Here is a 20,756-nt window from a genome sequence, read left to right as displayed (position 1 = left end):
GCCTTTTCAGGGTCCCGGATATTTCCTGTAGGAGCGGGCCATGCCCGCGATCGGTGTTTGTCTCCGCCTCGATCGCGGGCATGGCCCGCTCCTACAGGGAGGATCAGAACCGCATCATTCCTCGAATTCCGCCAATAGCTGGCTCATCGCATCCAACTCCTTCCGGGCACGGCCGCCGGCCGCTTCCACCTGTTGCGCCAGGGCGGCGATGGTGGGGGCTTCGAACAGGGCGCGCAGGTCCGGCCTGACGCCGAACTCCCGCTCGACCCGGCCGATCAGGCGCATGGCCAGCAGCGAGTGGCCGCCCAGTTCGAAAAAGCTGTCCTCGATTCCCACCCGGGGCAGCGCCAGCAGTTCCCCCCAGATTTCCGCCAGCCGCTGCTGCAGCGGCGTGGCCGGGGGCACAGAGGCGGTGCGGGCCAGGTCCTCTCCCTGGGGGCGCGGCAGCGCGCGGCGGTCGATCTTGCCGTTGCTGTTGAGCGGGAAACTGGCCATCGGCACCAGGGCGAAAGGCACCATATAGGCGGGCAAACGCCGTTTGAGGTGCTCGCGTATGGCGGCGGTATCCGGCTGCCCGTCCGCCTGCACCCAGGCGATAAGGCGCTGCTGTTCATCGGCCATGACCACCGCCTCACGCGCCCCGGGCCAGGCCCGCAGCAGGGATTCGATCTCGCCGGGCTCGATGCGGAAACCGCGCACCTTGATCTGGAAATCGGTGCGGCCGATGCACACCAGGGCGCCGTCGGCGCGGCGGCGCGCCAGGTCGCCGGTGCGGTACATACAGCCGCCGGGCACATCCGAGAAAGGGTCCGGGAGGAAGACACTGGCGGTCTGCCCGGGGGCGTGCCGGTAGCCACGGGCCACGCCGTCGCCGGCGATATAGAGTTCCCCCACCGCCCCGGGGGGCACCGGCTGCAGGCAGTCGTCCAGCAGGTAGCAGCGGGTGTTGGCCAGCGGGAAACCGATGGGCACCACCCCCCGCTGCTCGCCCTTCACCGGCTGTGCGGTGGACCACACGGTGGTTTCCGTGGGGCCGTACATGGCGGTCAGTTGCACACCCGCCTGGCGCAAGCGATCGGCCAGCTCCGCGGGCACCGCCTCGCCCCCGATCAGGCCGTGGATCGCCGGCCAGCCACTGTCCCGGTGCGCCAGCAGCAGCTGCCAGCTGGCCGGGGTGCCTTGGAAGACCGTGGCCTTTTCCAGCTCTTCAAACAAGGCGGCACCGTGGGCGGCCACTTCCGGCGCCACCAGCCGCACCCGGGCGCCGCGGATCAGGGGCAGAAACAGCTCCGGCTTGGACATATCGAAGGCGGAGGTGGTGGTGGCCAGCCAGCAGTCCCCCGCATCCAGTGGCAACTGGCGCTCCATGGCGTGCAGGAAGTTGGTGAGGTTGGCGCGGGTGATCTGCACGCCCTTGGGGCGGCCGGTGGAGCCGGAGGTGTAGATGACGTAGGCAAGTTGGTCGGGACTCTGATCGCGGCCATGGGCGGATGGCCGCCCCGCCGCTCCTACAGTTAGCTGTTCCGCCTCCAGTTCTGACAGGACCACGGTGGGCATCGGCGAGTTGGGAGCGCGGCCAGGGGCCCTCTCCCCCGGCCCCTCTCCCAGAGGGAGAGGGGAGTTGGGTCCGTCCGCACACAAATGCAACGCCGGAGCCGCCTGCTCCAATATGCGCCGATTGCGCTCCGCCGGCTGCGAGGGATCTAGCGGCACATAGGCGGCACCGGCCTTCTGCACCGCCAGCAGCGCCGGCAGCAGGTGGGGGCCGCGCTCCAGGTGTACCGCCACCAGTTGGTCCCGCCCTACCCCGTGTTCGCGCAGGCAATGGGCCAGGCGGTCGGCGCGGCGGTTCAGTTCGGCGTAGCTGAGGGACCAGTCCCGGGACTCCACGGCGATGGCATCGGGGGTGGCCGCCGCCTGTTTCTCGAAGCGGGCCACCAGGTCGTCCTCCCGCCAGTCCAGGGGCACCTCGGTGTGGTTCCACTGCGCCGCTGGCGCCTCCCGCTCCAGGGCCAGTTGGCACAGCCGCGCTTCCGGTTCGGCGAGCATGGCTTCCAGCAGCCGTTGATAATGCTCCGCGTAGCGGGCCGCGGTAGCGGGCAGGAACAGGTCGGTGCTGTACTCCAGGGTGCAGTCCCAGCCTTCCCCGGCCCGCTCCACCTGCAGGGCGATATCAGCCAGTACGAAATCGTTCTCCACCGACAGCCGCCGGGCAGGCAGGCCGGCGAATTCGCCCTCTTCCGTCGCGGGCAGTTGGATCAGGTTGAACAGGGCCTGGAACAGCGGGGCGCGGCTGGGGTCCCGATCTATCTGGAGGACGTCCACCAGTTCCTCGAAGGGCACATCCTGGTGCTGCTGGGCGTCCAGCAGCGTCCGCCGCACCTGCTGCCAGAGTTCCTCCACCGACTGCCCGGTTGCCAGGGAACAGCGCAGCACCTGGGTGGTGGCGAAGTAGCCGATCAGCTGCTCGGTGTGGCCGTGATGGCGCTGGGCCACCGGCACCCCCAGCCACAGGTCCCGCTGGCCACTGTAGCGGGACAGCAGCAGCTGCCAGGCCGCCACCAGCGGCACGAAGGCGGTCAGTCCCTGCTCACGGCAGGTCTCGTCGATCCGCTCCGCCAACGCCGCCGGCAGCGGAAAGCGGTGGCGGCTGCCGCGATGGGTCGGCCGCGCCGGGCGCGGCAAGTCAGTCGGCAGGTCCAGCAGCGGCGGCTCGCCGGCCAGTTGTTTCTTCCAGTATTCCAGCTGCTCTTCGATCCGCGCGCGACCGGCGGGGCCCCGCCACCAGGCGGCTACATCCGCGAATCGCAGCGGTAGTTCCGGCAGCGCCGCCCGTCCGCCGCCGCTGTGCTGGCGGTAGAGGGCGCCCAGTTCCCGCACCAGTATTTCCAGGGACCAGGCGTCGGCTGCCATATGGTGTACGGTGAGCTGGAGCACGTCCGACTGCTCCGGCAGCCGGTACACCGCCAGGCGCCAGAGGGGGCCGCGCTCCAGATCGAACTCTGTCTCCGCCTCGGCGCCCAGCAGTCCGGGCAGCTCGGTTTCCGTGCAGGGCAGCGGCGGGCGCGGGGCACCCGCGGCCTCCGGCTCCAGCAGGACCTGCAACAACTGGCCGTCGCGCTCGGCGAAGACGCTGCGCAGGCTGTGCTGGCGCTCCGCCAGGTCCATGGTCGCGGCGCGCAGGGCGCGGGACTCCAACTCTCCGTCCAGACGCAGGGCCAGGGAAAGATTGTAGGCGCGACTGCCGCCCTCGAAGCGGTGGATAAACCACAGCCGCTGCTGGGTGAAGTGCATGGGCGCGGGGCCGCCCTCGCCCCGCGGCGGTATCGCCTCCACCGACTCACTTTGCGCCAGGGTCGTCGCCAGTTCCGACAGCACCGGCCGCTCGAACACCCGGCGCAGGGGCAGCTGCAAACCGCAGCGCTCGCCGAGGCGGGCCACCAAGCGGGCGGCCAGCAGGGAGTGGCCACCGAGGGCGAAGAAGTCGTCATCGGGGCCGACGCTGTCGCGCTCCAGTACCTCTCGCCAGATCTCCGCCAGGCGGTGTTCCCAGGGCGTCATGGCTCGGCCGGCGGACGTGGACTCTGGGGCCTCCGGCGCGGGCAGCGCGCGGCGGTCCACCTTGCCGCTGGCGGTCTGCGGCAGTGCCGCCAGGGGCACCAGCTGGGCGGGCACCATATATTCGGGCAGGCGCGCGGCCAGATGCTCAACCAGTTCTGTCTGTTCGCCGGGGCCGCTGTAGTAGGCCACCAGGCGTGCGCGGTCGCCCTCCCCGAGTACCATCCCCGCCGCGGCTTCCACCGCCGGGTGGCTCTCCAGCATCGCCTCTATCTCGCCCAACTCGATACGGAATCCGCGCAGCTTGACCTGGAAATCCCGCCGCCCTAGGTATTCGAGGCTGCCGTCGGCCACCCGCACCCGGTCTCCGGTGCGGTACATGCGCGCGCCCGGTTCCGGGCTGTAGGGGTCCGGCAGGAAGGCGGCAGCGGTCAGCGCAGGCGCGCCGAAATAGCCGCGGCCCACGCCGGCACCGGACAGGTAGAGCTCGCCGGCGGCACCCGGGGGCACCGGGCGCAACTGGTCGTCGAGCACGTAGCAGGCGGTGTTGGCCACCGGGGTGCCGATGGGTACCTGCAGCGGCGCCCCCCCGGTTCCGAGCGGCTGAAAAGTGGCATAGACGGTGGCCTCGGTGGGGCCGTAGCCGTTGGTCAGCACAGCGCCGCGGCCGGCGATGGCCTCGGCCAGGGCGCCGGGCAGGGCCTCGCCCCCGGCGATGGCGCGAATGCCGTCCCAGGGTTGTCGGCTGTGGCGGACCAGCAGGCGCCAGCTCGCGGGGGTCGCCTGAACCACAGTGATTCGATGACGCTCCAACAGGCGGTCGATCGCCGCCGGGTCGCGGGCCTGGTGGCGGTCCGCCAGCACCGCGGTGGCGCCCGCGGCCAGGGGCGCAAGCAGTTCCACCACGGCGATATCAAAGGTGCAGGTGGTGAGTGCCAGTACCCGGTCGCCGGCGCCCAGGTTCAGGCGGTGGTCCAGTTCCGCGAGCAGGTTGGCGAGGTTGCCGCGGGTGATGGCGACACCTTTGGGGCGGCCGGTGGAGCCGGAGGTGTAGAGGAGGTAGGCGAGTTGCTGGGGGTTTACCGGACTCTGATCGCGGCCATGGACGGATGGACGCCCCGCCGCTCCTGCAGGGGGGTGTTCAGTTTCCAGTTCTGACAGAGTCAAGGTGGGTACCGGCGCGTTGGGATCGCGGCCAGCGGCAAGGGCCCTCTCCCCCAACCCCTCTCCCGCAAGCGGGAGAGGGGAGCCGTCGGTGCACAGGCATAGAGCTGGAGCGGCCTGCTCCAGTATGTCGCCATTGCGCTCCGCCGGCTGCGCCGGGTCCAGCGGGACATAGGCGGCGCCCGCCTTGAGGACCGCCACCATCGCCATGGGCAGGGACAGGTCCCGTTGCAGGCAAAGGGCGACGCGATCCTCCGGGCCTATGCCGCGGCGGCGCAGGGCCGCAGCCCAGCGGTCGGTGATCCGGTCCAGTTCGCCGTAGTCCAGGGCCGTCTCCCCGGCCACCAGGGCGATCTGTTCGGGGGTTTCGGCGGCTCGGCGGCGGAACAGTTGCAGCCAGTCCTCCGGCTCCGCCTTTTCGCCGCGCAGGATATTGCCGCGGTCCGCGGGGAGAGACAGTTCGCCGCAGGGCATCCGCGGCTGCCGCAGCAGCGTGGCGAGCAGCTGGCAATAGTAGCCGGCCATGGTGGCGACGGTGCTCTCGCGGAAGAGGTCGCGGCTGTACTCGAAGTGAAGCTCAAAGCCGGCATCGCTCTCGTGCACATCCAGCTTGAGGTCGCACATAGCGGTGTCCGGGCGGTTGTCCACCGCTTCCGCCAGCACGTCACCGAGGTCGAAGCGGTCCAGCGCCATGCCGGGCAGGTAGTTGAACATCGCCTGGAACAGGGGGTTGTAGCTGAGCTGGCGCTCCAGGCCCAACTGTTCAACGAGGTAGTCGAAGGGCAGGTCCTGGTTCGCCTGGGCCTCCACGGACTGGTTGTGTAACTGCTCCAGCAGGACTTCCAGAGGCTCATCCGGGAGCAGCCGGGTGCGGTAGACCAGGGTGTTGACGAAGCAGCCTACGAGAAGCTGCACCGTCGGGTGATGGCGGTTGGCCACCGGCACGCCCACGAAGATGTCGTCGCTGCCGCTGAAGCGGTGCAGCAGCAGTTGGAAGGCGGCGAGCAGGATGGCGAAGCTGCCCCGCCCCTGCCGGCGGCCGAGTGCTTTGACTTCTTCTGCCAATTCCTCCGGCAGCGCGACGGTATGGCGGCCGCCGCGCCAGCCGGCGCGCTCGGGACGGGGGAAGTCGGCGGGGAGTTCCAGGGGCTGCCGGCCCCCGTCCAAGCGCTTCCGCCAATAAGCCAGTTGACGGCGGCAGTCCTCCCCTTCCATCCATTCCCGCTGCCACAGGGCGTAGTCCGCGTACTGCAGCGGTAGCAGCTCGCGGGTCGGCGCAGTTCCATCGGTGAGGGCGCGGTAGTGGCTGCAGAAGGCCTCGATCATCAGGCGCAGGGACCAGCCGTCGGCGACGATGTGGTGACAGTTGATGGCCAACGCGTGCTCTTGGGGCCCAAGTCGATATAGACGGGCCCGCAGCAGCGGCCCCCGCTCCAGGTCGAAGGGATCTTCGGCGTCCGCGGCCAGGGCGCCGCGCAGCGCGGTTTCCGGATCGCTTTCCGCGGCCAGGTCCACCAGCGGCAGTTCCACTTTCAGTTCCGGTTCGATCAGTTGCACCGGTGTGCCGTCGCGGTTGGCAAAGCGGGTGCGCAGCACTTCGTGATCGTCCACCAGCCGTTGCAGGGCGCGGCGCAGGCAGCGGCTGTCCACCTCGCCCGTCAGGCGCACGGCGCCGGGCAGGTTGTAGGCGGGGCTCTCCGGTTCCAGTTGCTGCAGGAACCACATGCGCTGCTGGGCGTAGGACAGGGGCAGCTCTTCCGGCCGCGGACCCGGTTGCGGGCCCGGGTCGCCGGCGCCCTCTTCTCTCTCCAGCCACTCCGCCATGGCGGCGATGGTGGGGTGTTCGAAGACTGTGCGCAGGGGGATGTCCCGGTCCAGTTGTCGGCTGAGTTGGCCGATCAGTTGGGTGGCGAGCAGGGAGTGGCCGCCCAGTTCGAAGAAGTTGTCGCCGGTGCCGACCCGCTCGAGGTCGAGCACTTCCCGCCAGGTTTCCGCCAGTTGCTCTTCCAGCGGGGTCTGCGGGGCGCGGTAGCGGGCGGCGCTCTGGGCTGAGAAGTCCGGTGTGGGCAGGGCCTTGCGGTCCACTTTGCCGTTGGCGTTCAGGGGCAGGTGCGGCAGGAATATGAAGGCCGCGGGCACCATGTAATCGGGCAGGGCCTCGGCGGTGAATCGGCGCAGTTGGTCGATTGCGGGTTGGGGTTCCGCCACCAGGTAGGCGACGAGTACGGCGGCGCGGCGCTCGTCCTGGCGGGCGAGCACCACTGCTTCGCGCACCTGTGGGTGCCGGTGCAGGCGGCTTTCGATTTCGCCAAGTTCGATGCGGTAGCCGCGCACTTTTACCTGGTGGTCCGCGCGACCGACGTATTCCAGGTCGCCATTGGGCAGCAGGCGGGCGAGGTCGCCGGTGCGGTAGAGGCGCGAGCCGTCGGCGGCGAAGGGGTCGGGCACGAAGGCGGCGGCGGTGCGCGCGGGTTCCCCGAGGTAGCCGCGCCCCACGCCGGTGCCGGCTACGCAGATCTCTCCCACTGCGCCTTCGGGAAGCAGTTCCAGGCGGTCGTTGAGGAGGTAGAGGCGGTTGTTGAGGGTGGCGCGGCCGATGGGGACGTTGTGGGCCGAGTCCGGCAGGGGGCCGGTCAGCGGGTGGAAGGCCACGTCGTCGGAGCACTCCGCGGGGCCGTAGGCGTTCATCGTCGGCACTTGTGGGAAGCGTTCGCTCCAGCGGCGGGCCAGTGCGGGGGGCAGGGCCTCGCCGGTGGGGAGCAGCCAGCGCAGGTTGGAGAGGTCGGCGGTGTCACTGGCAGAATCCAGGATGCCCTGCATCAGCGAGGGCACTATTTCCAGGATGGTGATGCCGCGGTCCTGTGCCGCTTCCACCAGCGCCTTCGGGTCCTGAGCCACACAGTCCGGCAGTATTTCGGTTCTTGCGCCGAGGATGGCGCCTGCCAGGCATTGCCAGACGGAGATGTCGAAACATTGGGAGGCGGTTTGGGCGATTACGTCGCCCTCGTTTAGGCCGAGGCCCGGGACCAGTGGCTCCGAATCCGGCACAGTGGCGGGCCTGCTACCGGGGGCTGTTTGCGGGACACGCTGTGAATACATCCCTGTACGCTCGGCGTCGGCATCCATGCCTCCGACGGTCCCGCAAACAGCCCCCGGCATCAGGCCCTTCGCATCGCGTTTGTCGCGCCATTCAGCGCCTGGGGTCTTGCCCAGCATATTGTTGAGCATGCCCTCCCTGGTCACCATGGCGCCCTTCGGCGTGCCGGTGGAGCCGGAAGTGAAAATCACATAGGCCAGGTTGGACGGCGATACCGCCACCCGGGGATTTTCGCAGTCGCGCAGGGGCTGGGCGTCCATATCGAATACCAGGCGCTCCGGTGCATTGGGTATTTCGAGGGATTCGAACTCCCCGCCGCACAGCAGCAGCGCCGGTCTCCCCTGTTCCAGTACCGCGGCGAGGCGCTGCGGGGGGTGGGTTGGGTCCAGGGGTATCCAGGCGGCCCCGGCCTTTAGCACCGCGATAATCGCCACCACCAGCGCCGAGCCGCGCTCGTCGAGCAAAGCCACCAGGTTGTCCGGCCCCACGCCGCGGTCGATCAGTTGTTTTGCGAGCAGGTTGGCGCGGGTGTTGAGTTCGCCGTAGCTGAGGGTGCGGTCTCGGTAGCGGATCGCCACGCGCTCCGGGTGGCGCCGGGCGCGCTCCTCCAGCCGGCTCACATAATCCGCGCCCACTGGTTTTTGCGGACCGGGAGCCCAGTCCCGGAGTTGGCGGTCGCGCTCGCTGTCGGTGAGCATTGGGAGTTCGCCGAGGCGGGCGCCCTGCCCCGCTTCCAGGGTTTCGCCCATGCGCAGCAGCAGGGCGGTGAAGTGTTCCAGCATCCGCTCCACCGAGGGGCCGGTGAAGCTGGCGGTCTGGTAGGTGATCTGCAGGTGCAGGCGTTCGCCGGGGATCACTACCACGGTGATGGGGTAGTTGGTGTGGGTGCGGTTGGCGGCGTCGCGGACGATAAATTCCAGGTTTTCCTGCTTGAGGCCGGCGTCCAGGGGGGCGTTTTCGAAGACGAACAGGCTGTGGAAGAGTTCGCCGTCCACTTCACTCCACTGCTGGATCTGCGCGAGGGATACGCTTTCGTGTTCGCGCAGGGCGAGGTTTTCCCGCTGCAAGGTTTGCAGCCAGGGGCCGGGGGGTTCGTCGCCGCGGACGCGGCAGCGCAGCGGCAGGGTGTTGATAAACAGGCCGACGATGGATTCCATCCCCGCCAGTTCCGCGGGGCGGCCGGCGACGGTTACGCCGAAGAGTATGTCGCTTCTGCCGCTGTAGCGGGACAGCAGCAGGGCCCAGGCGCCCTGCACCAGGGTGTTGAGGGTAATTTTGAAGCGGCCGGCAATCCGCTGCAGCTGCGCAGTCCGCTCCGCGGACAATTGGTGCACGCAGTCCACCACCGGTTCCCGGGCGTCGAGGCCGGGGCGGTCGATGCCCAAGGGCGTGGGTTCGGCGAAGCCGGCCAGCCGGCCCTGCCAGAAGGTCTTGTGGTCCTGCGGATTTTTCTGTTCCAGCCAGCGGATAAAGTCCCGGTAGGGTCGGGGTTTGGGTAGTTGCAGGGATTCTCCGCGGCACAGGGCGCGGTAGTGCTCGAGGAAGTCCATCATGATGATGGAGAAGCACCAGGCGTCCATCAGGATATGGTGATAGCTGCGCACGAACTGGTAGGTATCCGGGGCCAACTTGAACAGGCGCACCCGCATGAGCGGCGCGCGGGTGAAATCGAAACCGCGGGTGCGTTCCTCGCGCAGCAGTTCCTCCAGGCGTTGTTCCCGGGTTTTCAGGTCCAGGTGCGACCAGTCCTCGTACTCCACCGGCAGTTCCACCCGGCGGTGCACCACCTGCAGCGGGCGTTTTTGTTTCTGCCAGACGAATGAGGTACGCAGTACTTCGTGGCGATCCACCACTTTTTCCCAGGCCTGGCGGAAGCGCACCAAGTCCAGGTCCGCCATTTCCATTACGTGGCGGTATTGCAGCAGGTACATGCCCTTGTCCGGATGCATCAGGCTGTGGAACAGCAGTCCCTGCTGCATCGGTGCCAGTGGGTAGATGCTCTCGATATTTCTGGAGATGGACTTGGCCTTGTCGCTCATGGTGCTTCTCTGCTTACAAATTCGAAAAGAATCTTTTTTGATGGGCACGTCGCTGCGCTCCTTTGCCCATCCTACGGCTCTACAAAGTTCCCACATGTAGGAGCCTGCTTGCAGGCGAAAAATGCAGAACTCCGTAGCCGTTCGCCTGCAAGCAGGCTCCTACAAGGGACACGTAGGATGGGCAAAGCGCAGCGTGCCCATCATCAGGACTCCAGGGTTTCCAGCAGCCCTTGGAGTTCGTCGTCCGACAGCCCCGCCTCGGGGAAGTCGGACGCGGTGACCCGCCCCGCCGCCGGGTCGGCGCAGTGGCGTACCAGGGCCGCGAGTTCATAGAAAAAGGTTCGGGCCAGGTTGCGCACTTCTTCGTCCCCGTGAACCGCCGGCACATAGCGCCACTCCGCCCACAGTCGGCCGTCCAGGACCAGGGCGTTGACGTCCAGCCAGTGGCTGCGCAGGTTTTCCTCTGCCCGTGCACCCGGACAGGACCACTCCTCGATACGGAACAGCTGTGACTCCCCGCCCCACTGGTCGAATTGGCCCAGGTAGTTGAAGGTGATCAGCCCCGCAGGGGGCGGCAGCTCCGCCCCGCGCAGGAAGCGCAGCAGGCCGTAGCCGAGGCCGGATTCCGGAACCGCGCGCAGCGCCTCCTTGACCGCGATCACCGCGTCCTCGTCGGATTCCTTTACCGGCAGGGCCAGGGGATAGCGGCTGGTAAACCAGCCCGGGGAGCGGCTGACGTCCGGCGCCCAGTCGCCGGGGGCGCGGCCGTGGTTTTCAAGCTCGACCGCCACCCGATCCACGCTCAGCCATCGACCGACGGCCCGCGCCAGGGCGGCGAGCATCAGGTCCTGGGCGTTGGTGTTGTAGGCCTCGTGACATCCCCCGAGTAATTGCGCAGTGGTTTCGGCATCCAGGCTCAGGGTGCAGGTGCGGCTGTCGGCGTAGCGGTTGGGGGCCTCGGGCAGCGGCGGCTGGTCTTCCAGCTGTTGCCGCCAATAACCGAGTTGCCCCTCCAGGTCCGGCCGTGCGGCGCGCTGCGCCAGTGCCTGCGACCACTGGTGGAAGCCGGCGGTGGGCGATGACAGTTCCGCTTCCCCTCCCGCCTCGTCCGCGAGATACAGCTGCTCCAGCTCGCCCAGCAGTTGGCGCCAGGTCACGGCGTCGACGATCAGGTGGTGGGCGGTGCACAGCAGGCGGCAGGCGGCGGGGAAATAAACCAGCTTGATCAGCGGCGGTCGGTCCAGGGCAAAGCCCTGCTGGTGGGATTCCAGGCGCGCCGGATCGGGGGTTGCGCCGTCGATCGCGAAGACCCGCGCGGCCATATCCGATTCCCAGGGTTGGTAACGCTGCCGCCAATGCCCACTATCGTTTTCGAAACGCGCCCTAAGAACCGGATGCCGCTGCAACAGCGCCGCGACGGCACGCTGTAACCGGTCGGTTTCCAGGGTGCGCGGTACATCCAGCAGCAGGGACTGGTTCCAGTGGCCGGGCTCGGGCTGCTCCAATCCGAAGAACCAGTGCTGGATCGGGGTCAGCGGGAAATCGGAATCCGGGGCCGCGGAGCCGCCGGATTGCACCGCCGGATCTTCTGTCCGCTCAACCACCCGGGCCAGGGCGGCCACGGTCTGGTGTTCGAAAATCATCTTAGGGGTCAGGTGCAGGCCCTGCTGCTTGGCGCGGGCGATAATCTGCAGGCTGAGAATGGAGTCGCCCCCCACGGCGAAGAAATTGTCGTCGGCGCCGATACTGTCGTTGCCCAGCAGTTCGCGGGTGATGGCAAGCAGCGTCGCCGCGGCGCCGTCGATATCGGTATCCCCGGCGCCTTCGGTTGCCGTCGGAGCGGGAGCTTCCGGTTCCGGCAGCGCGGCCTCGTCCAACTTGCCGTTGTTTTTAAGAGGCAGCGTCGGCAGCAGTACCCAGGCGGCGGGCAGCATATAGTCGGGCAGCTCCGCCGCCAGCGCTTCCCGCACTGCGTCCAGTTCGCCCTCTTCGCACACCAGGTAGGCCACCAGGCGGTTCTGCCCGCGGCTGTCCGGGCGGTTGACCACCGCGGCGTCGCGCACCTGGGGCCGGGCCTGCAGGCACCGGGCCACCTCGTCCGGCTCCACCCGGTAGCCGCGGATCTTCACCTGGCGGTCGATGCGGCCGAGGAAGTGCAGTTGCCCCTCCCCGTCGATCTTCACGCGGTCGCCGGTGCGGTAGACGCACTCGCCATCCCGCTCGACGAAGGCGGCCGCGGTGAGTTCGGGGCTGTTCAGGTAACCCTGGGCCAGGGTGGGTCCGCCCAGGCAGAGTTCGCCGGCAATACCTCGGGGCAGCAGTTGCCCGGCGGCGTTGCGCACGCTGGCGGTCACATTTGCCAGCGGGCGGCCGATGGGGATTTGCCGGGGCGGCGGGTCCACCACTTCGCAGGCAATGGCGCCGACGGTGGCCTCGGTGGGGCCGTAGTGGTTGAGAATGCGCAGGCCCGGCGACAGGGCCCGCACCTGCTCCACCAATTCCGGGGACAGGGCTTCGCCGCCGCACACCAGGCACAGCCGCGGCAGCAGCCGGGCCGGCCGCGAGGCCACCAGCAGTGCCTTGAGGTGCGAGGGCACCAGCTTCAGGCAGTCCACCGGCTCACGCTCCAACTGGGCGACCAGTTCCTCGGCGTCGAACGCCAGGGATTCGTCCAGCAGCCGCAGGCTGCGCCCGGTGAGCAGGGCGCCAAACAGGGCGGTGTAGCCGAGGTCGGTGGCGGTGCTGGCCAGGCTGGCGAGGCTGGCGCCTGCGGGCAGTTCCAGGCGCTCCGCCACCGCCTGGGCGTAGTGCTGCAGTGCCCCCTGGCCGATCACGACACCCTTGGGGCGGCCGGTGGAGCCGGAGGTGTAGATCAGATAGGCCGGCGCCTGCGGGTCTGTATCCTCCGCCAGGGCACCGGGCAGCGACGGCCAGCCGGCACTCGCATCCAGCCAGGCGGTGGCGGTTGGCAGCCAGTCCGGCCGCTCGCCCAGGCCCACCGCCAACCGCGGTGCGGCGTCCTCGCAGCCCCAGGCCAGCCGCGACGGCGGCCACTGGGGGTCCAGGGCCACATAGGCGGCACCCCGCTGCCAGCCGGCGAGCATCGCGGTCACCAATTCGGCGCCGCGGGGCAGACACAGGGCGAGGCGGTCGCCGGCACCCAGGCCCTGCTCTTTCAGGGCAGTGGCGCAGCCGTTGACCCGCTCCGCCAGTTCTCCGTAACTCAGCGATTGCCCATTGCAATGGATGGCCGCGGCCCGCGGCCGCTCCCGCACCTGCCGGGCGAAGGCGCCCCGGGCGCTGGCATCGGGCCAGCTGCGGGCCTCCCCGGCCAGCCGCGCGGCCATTTCCCGCGGCGGCCACTCGAGGTCCGCCAGGCGCCGTCCGAGCCAGTCCGGCGAGCGGCGCACCAGTTCCAGGAACAGGTCCCGCAGCCGCGCCACCGTGGCCCGGGCGTAGAGGGCGCGGTTGTAACGCCACTTGCCCAGGAAGCCGTCCTCCCGGTCCACCACCACCAGGTTGAGTTCGTGGGCTGCGCCGCGCTGTTCCGCCAGCAGTTGCTGCTCGATCACCCGCTCGCCGACAGTCAGCGACTGCTCCCGGTTGAGGGTGAACATATGCTGGAACAGGGGCGCGCGGCCCGCGTCGCGCTCCGGCCGCAGTTTTTCCACCAGGGTGGCGAAGGGGTAGCGCTGGTGTTCCAGGGCCTCGTTGACCTGCCGCCGCACCCGCCGCATCCAGTCCGTCAGGGTAAGGCTTTCGTCCGGGCGGCAGGCCAGCACCAGGGGGTTGACCAGGTAGCCCACCAGTTCCCGATGTTCCGGCGCCAGGCGCCCGCCGCTGGGTGTGCCGATGGTGAATGCCCGCTGGCCCGACAGGCGCCCCAGGAACCACTGGAACAGGGCCAGCCAGTAGATATAGGGGGTGACGCCCAACTGCCGCGCCGCCTCCCGCAACTGGCGGCTGTCCGCGGCGGTCAGCGCAAAGCCGATCTCCTCGCCGTCGAAGGTCTGTTCCGCCGGGCGCGGGAAGTCCAGGGGCAGCTCCAGGCCGGGCACGCCGTTCAATTGGCGGCGCCAGTAATCCAGGTGGTCAGCGCCCCGCTCGCGCACCGCGCGGGCCTGTTCCGCCATCCAGGCGCGGTAGCCGCCGGTGTCCGCTTCACCCGGCTCGCCGCCGAGAATCAGTTCGGCAAAGTCCCGCAGCAATATCTCGAAGGCGGCGAAATCGGCGGCGATATGGTGCACCACCAGCAACAGGTGGAGACCCGTCTCCTCGTTGTCGCTCTCCAGCAGCAGGGCGCGGCAAGCCTGCCCCGCCGCCAGGTCCAGGGGACGGTCTGCCTCCCGGGCCAGTTGATCCCGGAGTTCACCGCCGGAGAGGCCCGCCAGCTCCAGCGGCCGCGGCGCCCTCTTTCCATCCAGCCACTGCACCGGCTCGCCGTCCCGCTCACCGTAGGGGCTGCACAGGATGGGGTAGCGTTTCTGCAGTCCGGCGAAGGCCCATGCCACTGCGTCGGTGGAGATATCTGCGTGCAGGCGGGCGGCGAAGGCCAGGTTGTAGGCGCTGCTCTGCGGCGCCATGCGGTTGAGGAACCAGAGGGAACGCTCGTTGGCGCCCAGGGGCCGCGCGTCGAAGTAGTCGGGCTCCTCCCGCAGGGCGGCCAGCAGTTCCGCTTTGTTTTCGCGAAGACGCTCGCGCAGGGCTTCGTCCAGGGCGCCCGGGGGTGCGCGGAAGCCCAGATTGCCGCCGTCAACGGAGAGGGCGATGCCCCGGGACCAGCAGTCGTGCAGCAGAGTCCGGGCCGTCACAGCACGCCCTCCTGCCAGGTCTCGACTTCCCGGGCCTCGTCGGGAGAAGCCAGATAGCCGGCCAGCGCCTCCACCGTGGGGTAGCGCCAGAGGATATCCGGCTCCAAGCGCACCCCCAGGCGGGTGGACAGCTCGTGATTCAGGGTCATGCCGGCGACGGAATCGAGTCCGCTGGCCTCCAGCGCCAGGTCCGGGGTTATCCGCTCCACCGGCCGCTTCGTCTGGCCGGCGATCCAGTGGCAGATCCAGCGGGCGATACCGGCGGCGTCCCCCGCCGGAAGCTCCGGGGCCTCGCCCCCGGTGTCACCCTTCGCATTCCACTGCTCGACCAGCTTGAGTTCGCCCAGGGAGTAGGCGCGGCGCGCGGCGGTGCGCTGGATTTTGCCGCTGGTGGTGCGCGGCAGGGACGCCGGTGCGATCAGCGCCACGGCGTGCAGTTGGAGGTCGTGCTCCGCGGCCACCGCCGCGCAGATGTCGCGGATCAGCGCGACCGTGTCCATGGCGCCGGACTTGCCGGCGGCGCGGCGATCCACTTCCTGCACCAGCACAGCGGCTTCAGCCTCCCCGGTGTCCAGGGCAAAGGCGGCGCCGCCGTGGGCGATCAGGTGCGGGCTCACCGCCTGGGCGGTGGCCTCGATATCCTGCGGGTAGTAGTTGCGGCCGCGGACCGGGATCAGTTCCTTGATGCGGCCGCAGACGAAGAGCCGTCCGTCGTGCAGGAAGCCCAGGTCGCCGGTGCGCAGGTAGGGCCCCTCGCCCTCGAGGCGCGCGCCCAGGGCCTCGGCACTGAGTTCTTTCTGACGCCAGTAGCTGCCGGCCACGCTGGCACCGCACACCCAGATCTCCCCCACTTCCCCTTCGGGAAGCAGGTTCTGCTCCGCCGGCTCAACGATCCGCACCTGCATCTCGCCGTTGAGCCGGCCGGAACTCACCAGGGTGCGACCGCTGTCGGCGGGGCACACCCGTCCCCGTGCCAGTTCGGATTCGTCGACGGTCAGGGTGCTGTAGCCGCCGCTGGACGTACCGGTGACCATCAGGGTGGCCTCGGCCAGCCCGTAGCAGGGCGCCAGCGACTCCGGTACCAGGCCGGCGGGGGCGAAGTGTTCCGCGAAGCGTTCCAGGGTGGCCGCACGCACCGGCTCGGCGCCGTTGAAGGCGATGCGCCAGTTCGACAGGTCGAGTTCCGCCACCTGCTCCGGGGCGATCCGCTCCACGCAGTGGTCGTAGATAAAATTGGGCCCGCCGCTCACGGTGGCGCCGCTGCGGGCCATCAGCTCCAGCCAGCGCAGCGGCTGCTGCACCACCAGCGGCGGCAGGGTCAGCAGGGTGCGGCAGCCGCTGAACAGCGGGGTGAGCATCTGGCCCACCAATCCCATATCGTGAAACAGCGGCAGCCAGGAGACGAAAATATCCTCCGGGGCGATGGCCATCTCCCGTTGCATCAGCGCCACATTGTGCAGCAGGTTGGCGTGGCTGATCGCCACGCCCTTGGGCGTGCCGGTGGAGCCGGAACTGTATTGCAGCAGGGCGATGTCGCCGGCTTCGATCCCGGGTTCGCGCCAGTGCCCGACCCACTCGCCATCCTCGGGAGAGACGGCCACCACCGGGCAGGAGAGCGACTGTTCGCGCGCCCAGTCGGATACCGCTTCCAGGCCCTCGCCGTCGGTGAGCAGCAGGCCGGCCTCACAGTCGCCGGCAATCGCCCCTATCCGCTGCCAGCCCCGCCGCTTGTGCGGGGGTCGGTAGGCGGTGACCGCAATCATGCCCGCGTAGAGCGCGGCGAAGAAGCCGACGATATAGTCGATGCCGTTGGGCATGGGGATCAGCACGCGGGTGCCGGGGCCGGCCAGCGCCTGTAACCGCGACGCCAATCCGCGGGCGCGGCGGTCCAGCTCACCGCAGGTGAGCCGCTCGCTCACTTCGCGGGCGTCGGCAAGGAATTCGAAGACCACTCTGTCGGGTTGCTGCGCGGCGCTCTGGCGCAATTGGGTTACCCAGTGTTCCGCGCGGGAGGGATTTTTTCGCTGCATCCTGTAGCTTTCCTGAATTGTTTTTTGATTTTTGCCCGAGCTATTCCGGCTGCGGACAGGGCTCCGCCATGGCGACCACCACCTTGCGCTCCCCGCGATAGGTACTGCGCCCGTGAGCCACCAGCATGTTGTCGAGCATCATCACGTCGCCCTGCCGCCAGGGAAAAACCACCTGGCAGTCGTCGAGCACTCCGCGGATTTCGTCGAGGGCCGTCTCCTCGATGGGAGCGCCGTCGCCGTAGTAGACATTGCGCGGCAACTCCGCCTCGCCCACCACGGACAGCAGGGTTTCGCGCACCTGGGGCGCCAGGTTGGAAAGGTGAAAAAGATGGGCCTGGTTGAACCATACCGGCTCCCGGGTGACCGGGTGCACGGCGACCGCCTGGCAGCGCTGCCGGGTGCGCAGTTCGCCGTCGGGCTTCCATTCGAAATCGATTTGATTGGCGCGGCAGAAACGCTCCACCGCGGAGCGCTCTTCAGTGTTGAAGGCCTGCTGCCAGGGCAGGTCGAGACCGTTGCCGTAATTGCGCACGTACATCAAGCCGCGGTCGGCAAAGCGCCTGCGCAGTCCGGCGTCCAGGCGGCGGTACACTTCCCGGCTGTCGGCGATGGGCGTCTCGCCGCCGGACTCGGCCACGCGGATACTGTGAAACCAGATTTTCATTGGCCACTGCAGGGTGTAGGACTGCTCGTTGTGCAGCGGAATCACCTGGTGGGCGGGATATTCGGTGGAGGTGTAGACCCCCTTATTGAGCCGGGTGCGGGGGGTGGATGCGTAATCGTAGCTGAGCAGGTCGTGGCCGAAGGCACGGGCGAAGGCCTCGAAGTCCTCCTCGCCGGAGAAAGCGAAATCCCTCAGCAGCAGGCCGCCCGTCCGGTAGAGATGTCTGTCCACCAGCAGGCGGATATCCTCGATACAGCTTCGCCAGTCTGTCCCCGGTTCCGTCGGGGTCAGCACCAGGGGCAATTCTCCCCCGCTCGAATCCCTGCCCTGCTCCCCTGCCGTGGAGAGCGCTCCTGTTGTCACGCTGGTCATGCGGCTCCTCAATGTGTGTTCGGTTATTCCATACCCCGGCGACGCAGTGAATTTACAGAAGGGACAGCCAAATTACAATTGATAATCGTTCGCGTTTATCTTCTAATGTGAATTCCTTCTTAAAACTCAGGGTTCGAGGTTGGGACAGGGCCTCCGCTGTGGCACAAAGTGCGCCACGCCCCAAAACAAAACGAATGAGGAGATAAATCCATGAGCATGGACGACCCGGATACCCGGTTCACCGTGGTGATCAACGAGGAAGAGCAGTACTCCATCTGGCCGGATTACAAACCAGTGCCGGACGGCTGGCGCGAAGCCGGCAAGAGCGGCACCAAGGAAGAGTGTCTAATCTTTATCGAGGAAGTGTGGAGAGACATGCGCCCCAAGAGCCTGCGCGAGGCCATGACCAGGGAACATTGATCACAGCGAGGGAACGCCATTCATGGACGCTATCGTGTCGGGGCAGCCGACCCCGGACTCCGCCGGGCTGCCCGGCTTTGACCTGGCCAGCTTTGCCGGCCAGCCGCTTCGCCAATTGGACGGCAATGAAATCCTCGAGCGCCAGGCGCAGCGGGAATCCAATGCCCGCAGCTACCCGCGGCGCCTGCCGCTGGCCCTCGCCGAGGGCCGCGGCATCTACCTGCGCGACACCGCCGGGCAACTGTATATCGATTGCCTGGCGGCCGCCGGCACCCTGGCCCTGGGTCACCACCACCCGGCCACCACCAATGCCATCCAAAAGGCCCTGGCGGACGGTCTGCCACTGCAGACCCTGGATCTCGCCACGCCGCTTAAGGACCGCTTCGTCTCCACCCTGTTCGATCTGCTGCCCGGCACCATCGCCGGGCGCGCGAAGATCCAGTTTTGCGGCACCTCCGGCGCCGACGCGGTGGAGGCGGCGATCAAGCTGGCGAAAACCGCCACCGGCCGGCAGACGGTGGTCGCTTTCAGCGGCGCCTATCACGGCATGACCCAGGGCACTCTCAGCCTGATGGGCAACCTGGCGCCCAAGCAGCCCCTGGGGTCGCTGTTGCCCGGGGTGCAGTTCCTGCCCTTTCCGCAGCTGAAGCGCTGCCCCCTGGGCCTGGGCGGCGAGGCCGGCATCGACGCCAACCTGCAACTGCTGGACACCCTGCTCACCGATCCGGAATCCGGCGTGCTGAAACCGGCGGCGGTGATCGTGGAAGCCGTGCAGGGAGAAGCCGGCGCCCTGCCCGCCCCACCCCGCTGGCTGCGCGGCCTGCGGGAGCTGACCCGACGCCACGGCATAGTACTGATCCTGGACGAGGTGCAGGCGGGCATGGGGCGCACCGGCAGGCCCTTCGCCTTCGAGCACGCCGGCATAGAGCCGGACGCTATCGTCCTCTCCAAGGCCATCGGCGGCGGCCTGCCGCTCTCCGTGCTGGTCTACGATGAGGCCCTGGACACCTGGGAGCCCGGCGCCCACGCCGGCACCTTCCGCGGCAACCAACTGGCCATGGCCGCCGGCACCGCGGTGATGGAAACCCTGCGCAGCGAGCAACTGGACGCACAGGCGGAATCCGTGGGAAACCGCCTGCACAGGGCACTGGCCAATCTTGATAACCCGCTGATCGGCGAGGTGCGCGGGCTTGGATTAATGCAGGGCGTGGAGATAGTGGACCCGGAGAGCGAGCCCGATGCCCTGGGCAACCGGCCTCTCGATGGCAACCGCGCCCGCGCGCTGCAGCGCGCCTGCCTGCAACGGGGCTTGATCCTGGAAGTGGGCGGACGCCATTCGGCGACGCTGCGCTTCCTGCCGCCTTTGATTATTCGGGCCGATGAGATGGATGTTGTTGTCGAGCAGTTTGCGGAGGCTGTTGCCGAAGTAGCAGGCTGTGCGGATTTTTCCGGGGCGGCGTAGACTGCCCGGTACTAAGTTAAGGGTCGCTAAGGCAATTTTTTTGTAGGATGGGCAAAGCGTAGCGTGCCCATCAAGGCCCGAAAGATGGGCACGTCGCTGCGCTCCTTTGCCCATCCTACAAGGAGAAGCGGCTTATCTTAGTGCCATTGACCTCTACCCGACTTCAAAAGAAGTAATACCGAAAATCCGATTGACCGGCATATCGGGTTCCGGCCCCTTGTACATCCGCGCCGTCTCGAATACGACCTTCATGTTGTAGCGCTTCGCCAAATCCACAGCCGCTGGATTGACTTCCGGTACGTCGAGATAAACGGAATCTGAGGGCTGAACTGCGGATCTCAGCGCCAGAAACAGTGATTCAGCCAGTTCCGGACTGTCCGCAAAAAGCGGACCGATTTTATACCCGGAGCGGCACTTGCGGAGCACGCCGTAACCTGCAAGCTTTCCCTCATGCCTGATCCCGAGAGCAGTACATTCAGGTTGCTCAATCCAGGCCTTGATAAAATGCGAACGGTCTGCGGGGAAGAAGGGGCGGTCATAAGCAGCGATGGTTTCAAAGGGCAGGGATGACAACTTTACGATTTCAGCGTTTGTCGGGAAATCTCCACCACCAACCCCTTCATAGCGACGATTGCGAAAAGCGAGCTTGAAACCGGACTTTTTGTAGCTGTCCTGCTGCGCAACGACCCCATCCAGGCCGACATTGCACCCCTGCAGATACTGTAAACCTGCATTCCAGATCTGGAGGCCGTATCCATGTCCCCGATACTCGGGTTTGACAATATAGAAACCGAGAAAACCAAAAGTATCGCTGTATTTCACTACGGATATCGTAGCGATAGGCTCTTCACCGAGATAGCCGATAAGGAAACCCTGAGGATCGGCGGTGCAATAGCAATCTGCGTCGTATATGCCGGGATTCCAGCCTTCTGCCGCGGCCCAGGATACCGCGATATCTACTTCCTTTCGGGTTGCGGTTTTGATGGAGTAGTTTTTGTTTTGCATAGCTTTCCAGATTCCGAATGGGCCAGTCATACTAACCAGAACTCCTAGACGGCTTGTGTCACGATTTTCTCCATTATGACCGGCTGGTTTAAGAAGGAGACTTTTCTTGGATCGACTCGTAAGATTCAATCGCT

The 20,756-nt window shown here is 67.5% G+C and carries 7 protein-coding genes; 2 read left to right on the top strand and 5 right to left on the bottom strand.

Translation table 11 applies throughout. The features are described 5' to 3' along the window. Positions 1 to 114 precede the first annotated feature (114 nt). The 4 genes from PP263_RS00380 to PP263_RS00365 form a co-directional block, all read right to left on the bottom strand. Positions 115 to 9,858, bottom strand: a complete 9,744-nt coding sequence (locus PP263_RS00380; RefSeq protein ID WP_308366408.1) for a non-ribosomal peptide synthetase — start codon at positions 9,856 to 9,858, stop codon at positions 115 to 117. Between the two features lie 203 nt (positions 9,859 to 10,061). Further along, positions 10,062 to 14,669, bottom strand: coding sequence for a non-ribosomal peptide synthetase (locus PP263_RS00375; protein WP_308366407.1), 4,608 nt, complete (start codon positions 14,667 to 14,669; stop codon positions 10,062 to 10,064). After that, entirely contained in the window at positions 14,666 to 16,699 is a 2,034-nt protein-coding gene (locus PP263_RS00370) for an AMP-binding protein (RefSeq protein ID WP_308366406.1), read from the bottom strand. Before PP263_RS00370 ends, PP263_RS00375 begins: the two co-directional genes overlap by 4 nt. Positions 16,700 to 16,739: 40 nt before the next feature. After that, positions 16,740 to 17,735, bottom strand: a complete 996-nt coding sequence (locus tag PP263_RS00365; RefSeq protein ID WP_308366405.1) for a TauD/TfdA family dioxygenase — start codon at positions 17,733 to 17,735, stop codon at positions 16,740 to 16,742. A 210-nt stretch (positions 17,736 to 17,945) separates the two neighbouring features. On the opposite strand from PP263_RS00365, the gene PP263_RS00360 reads away from it, so the two are divergent. Both PP263_RS00360 and PP263_RS00355 read left to right on the top strand, forming a co-directional pair. Continuing rightward, on the top strand, positions 17,946 to 18,155 hold the full coding sequence (locus tag PP263_RS00360; RefSeq protein WP_308366404.1) for an MbtH family NRPS accessory protein: 210 nt from the start codon (positions 17,946 to 17,948) through the stop codon (positions 18,153 to 18,155). Positions 18,156 to 18,177: 22 nt separating this feature from the next. Next, positions 18,178 to 19,617, top strand: a complete 1,440-nt coding sequence (locus PP263_RS00355) for a diaminobutyrate--2-oxoglutarate transaminase (RefSeq protein ID WP_308366403.1) — start codon at positions 18,178 to 18,180, stop codon at positions 19,615 to 19,617. A 153-nt stretch (positions 19,618 to 19,770) separates the two neighbouring features. On the opposite strand, the gene PP263_RS00350 is transcribed toward PP263_RS00355, so the two are convergent. Next, complete coding sequence (locus tag PP263_RS00350; RefSeq protein WP_308366402.1) at positions 19,771 to 20,622, bottom strand: GNAT family N-acetyltransferase; 852 nt, start codon at positions 20,620 to 20,622, stop codon at positions 19,771 to 19,773. Positions 20,623 to 20,756 lie beyond the last annotated feature (134 nt).

This window comes from Microbulbifer sp. TB1203 (assembly GCF_030997045.1).
Classification (GTDB): Bacteria; Pseudomonadota; Gammaproteobacteria; order Pseudomonadales; family Cellvibrionaceae; genus Microbulbifer.
Note: the sequence above shows the minus strand (reverse complement) of the source record. Positions and strands in the feature narration are given on the sequence as shown.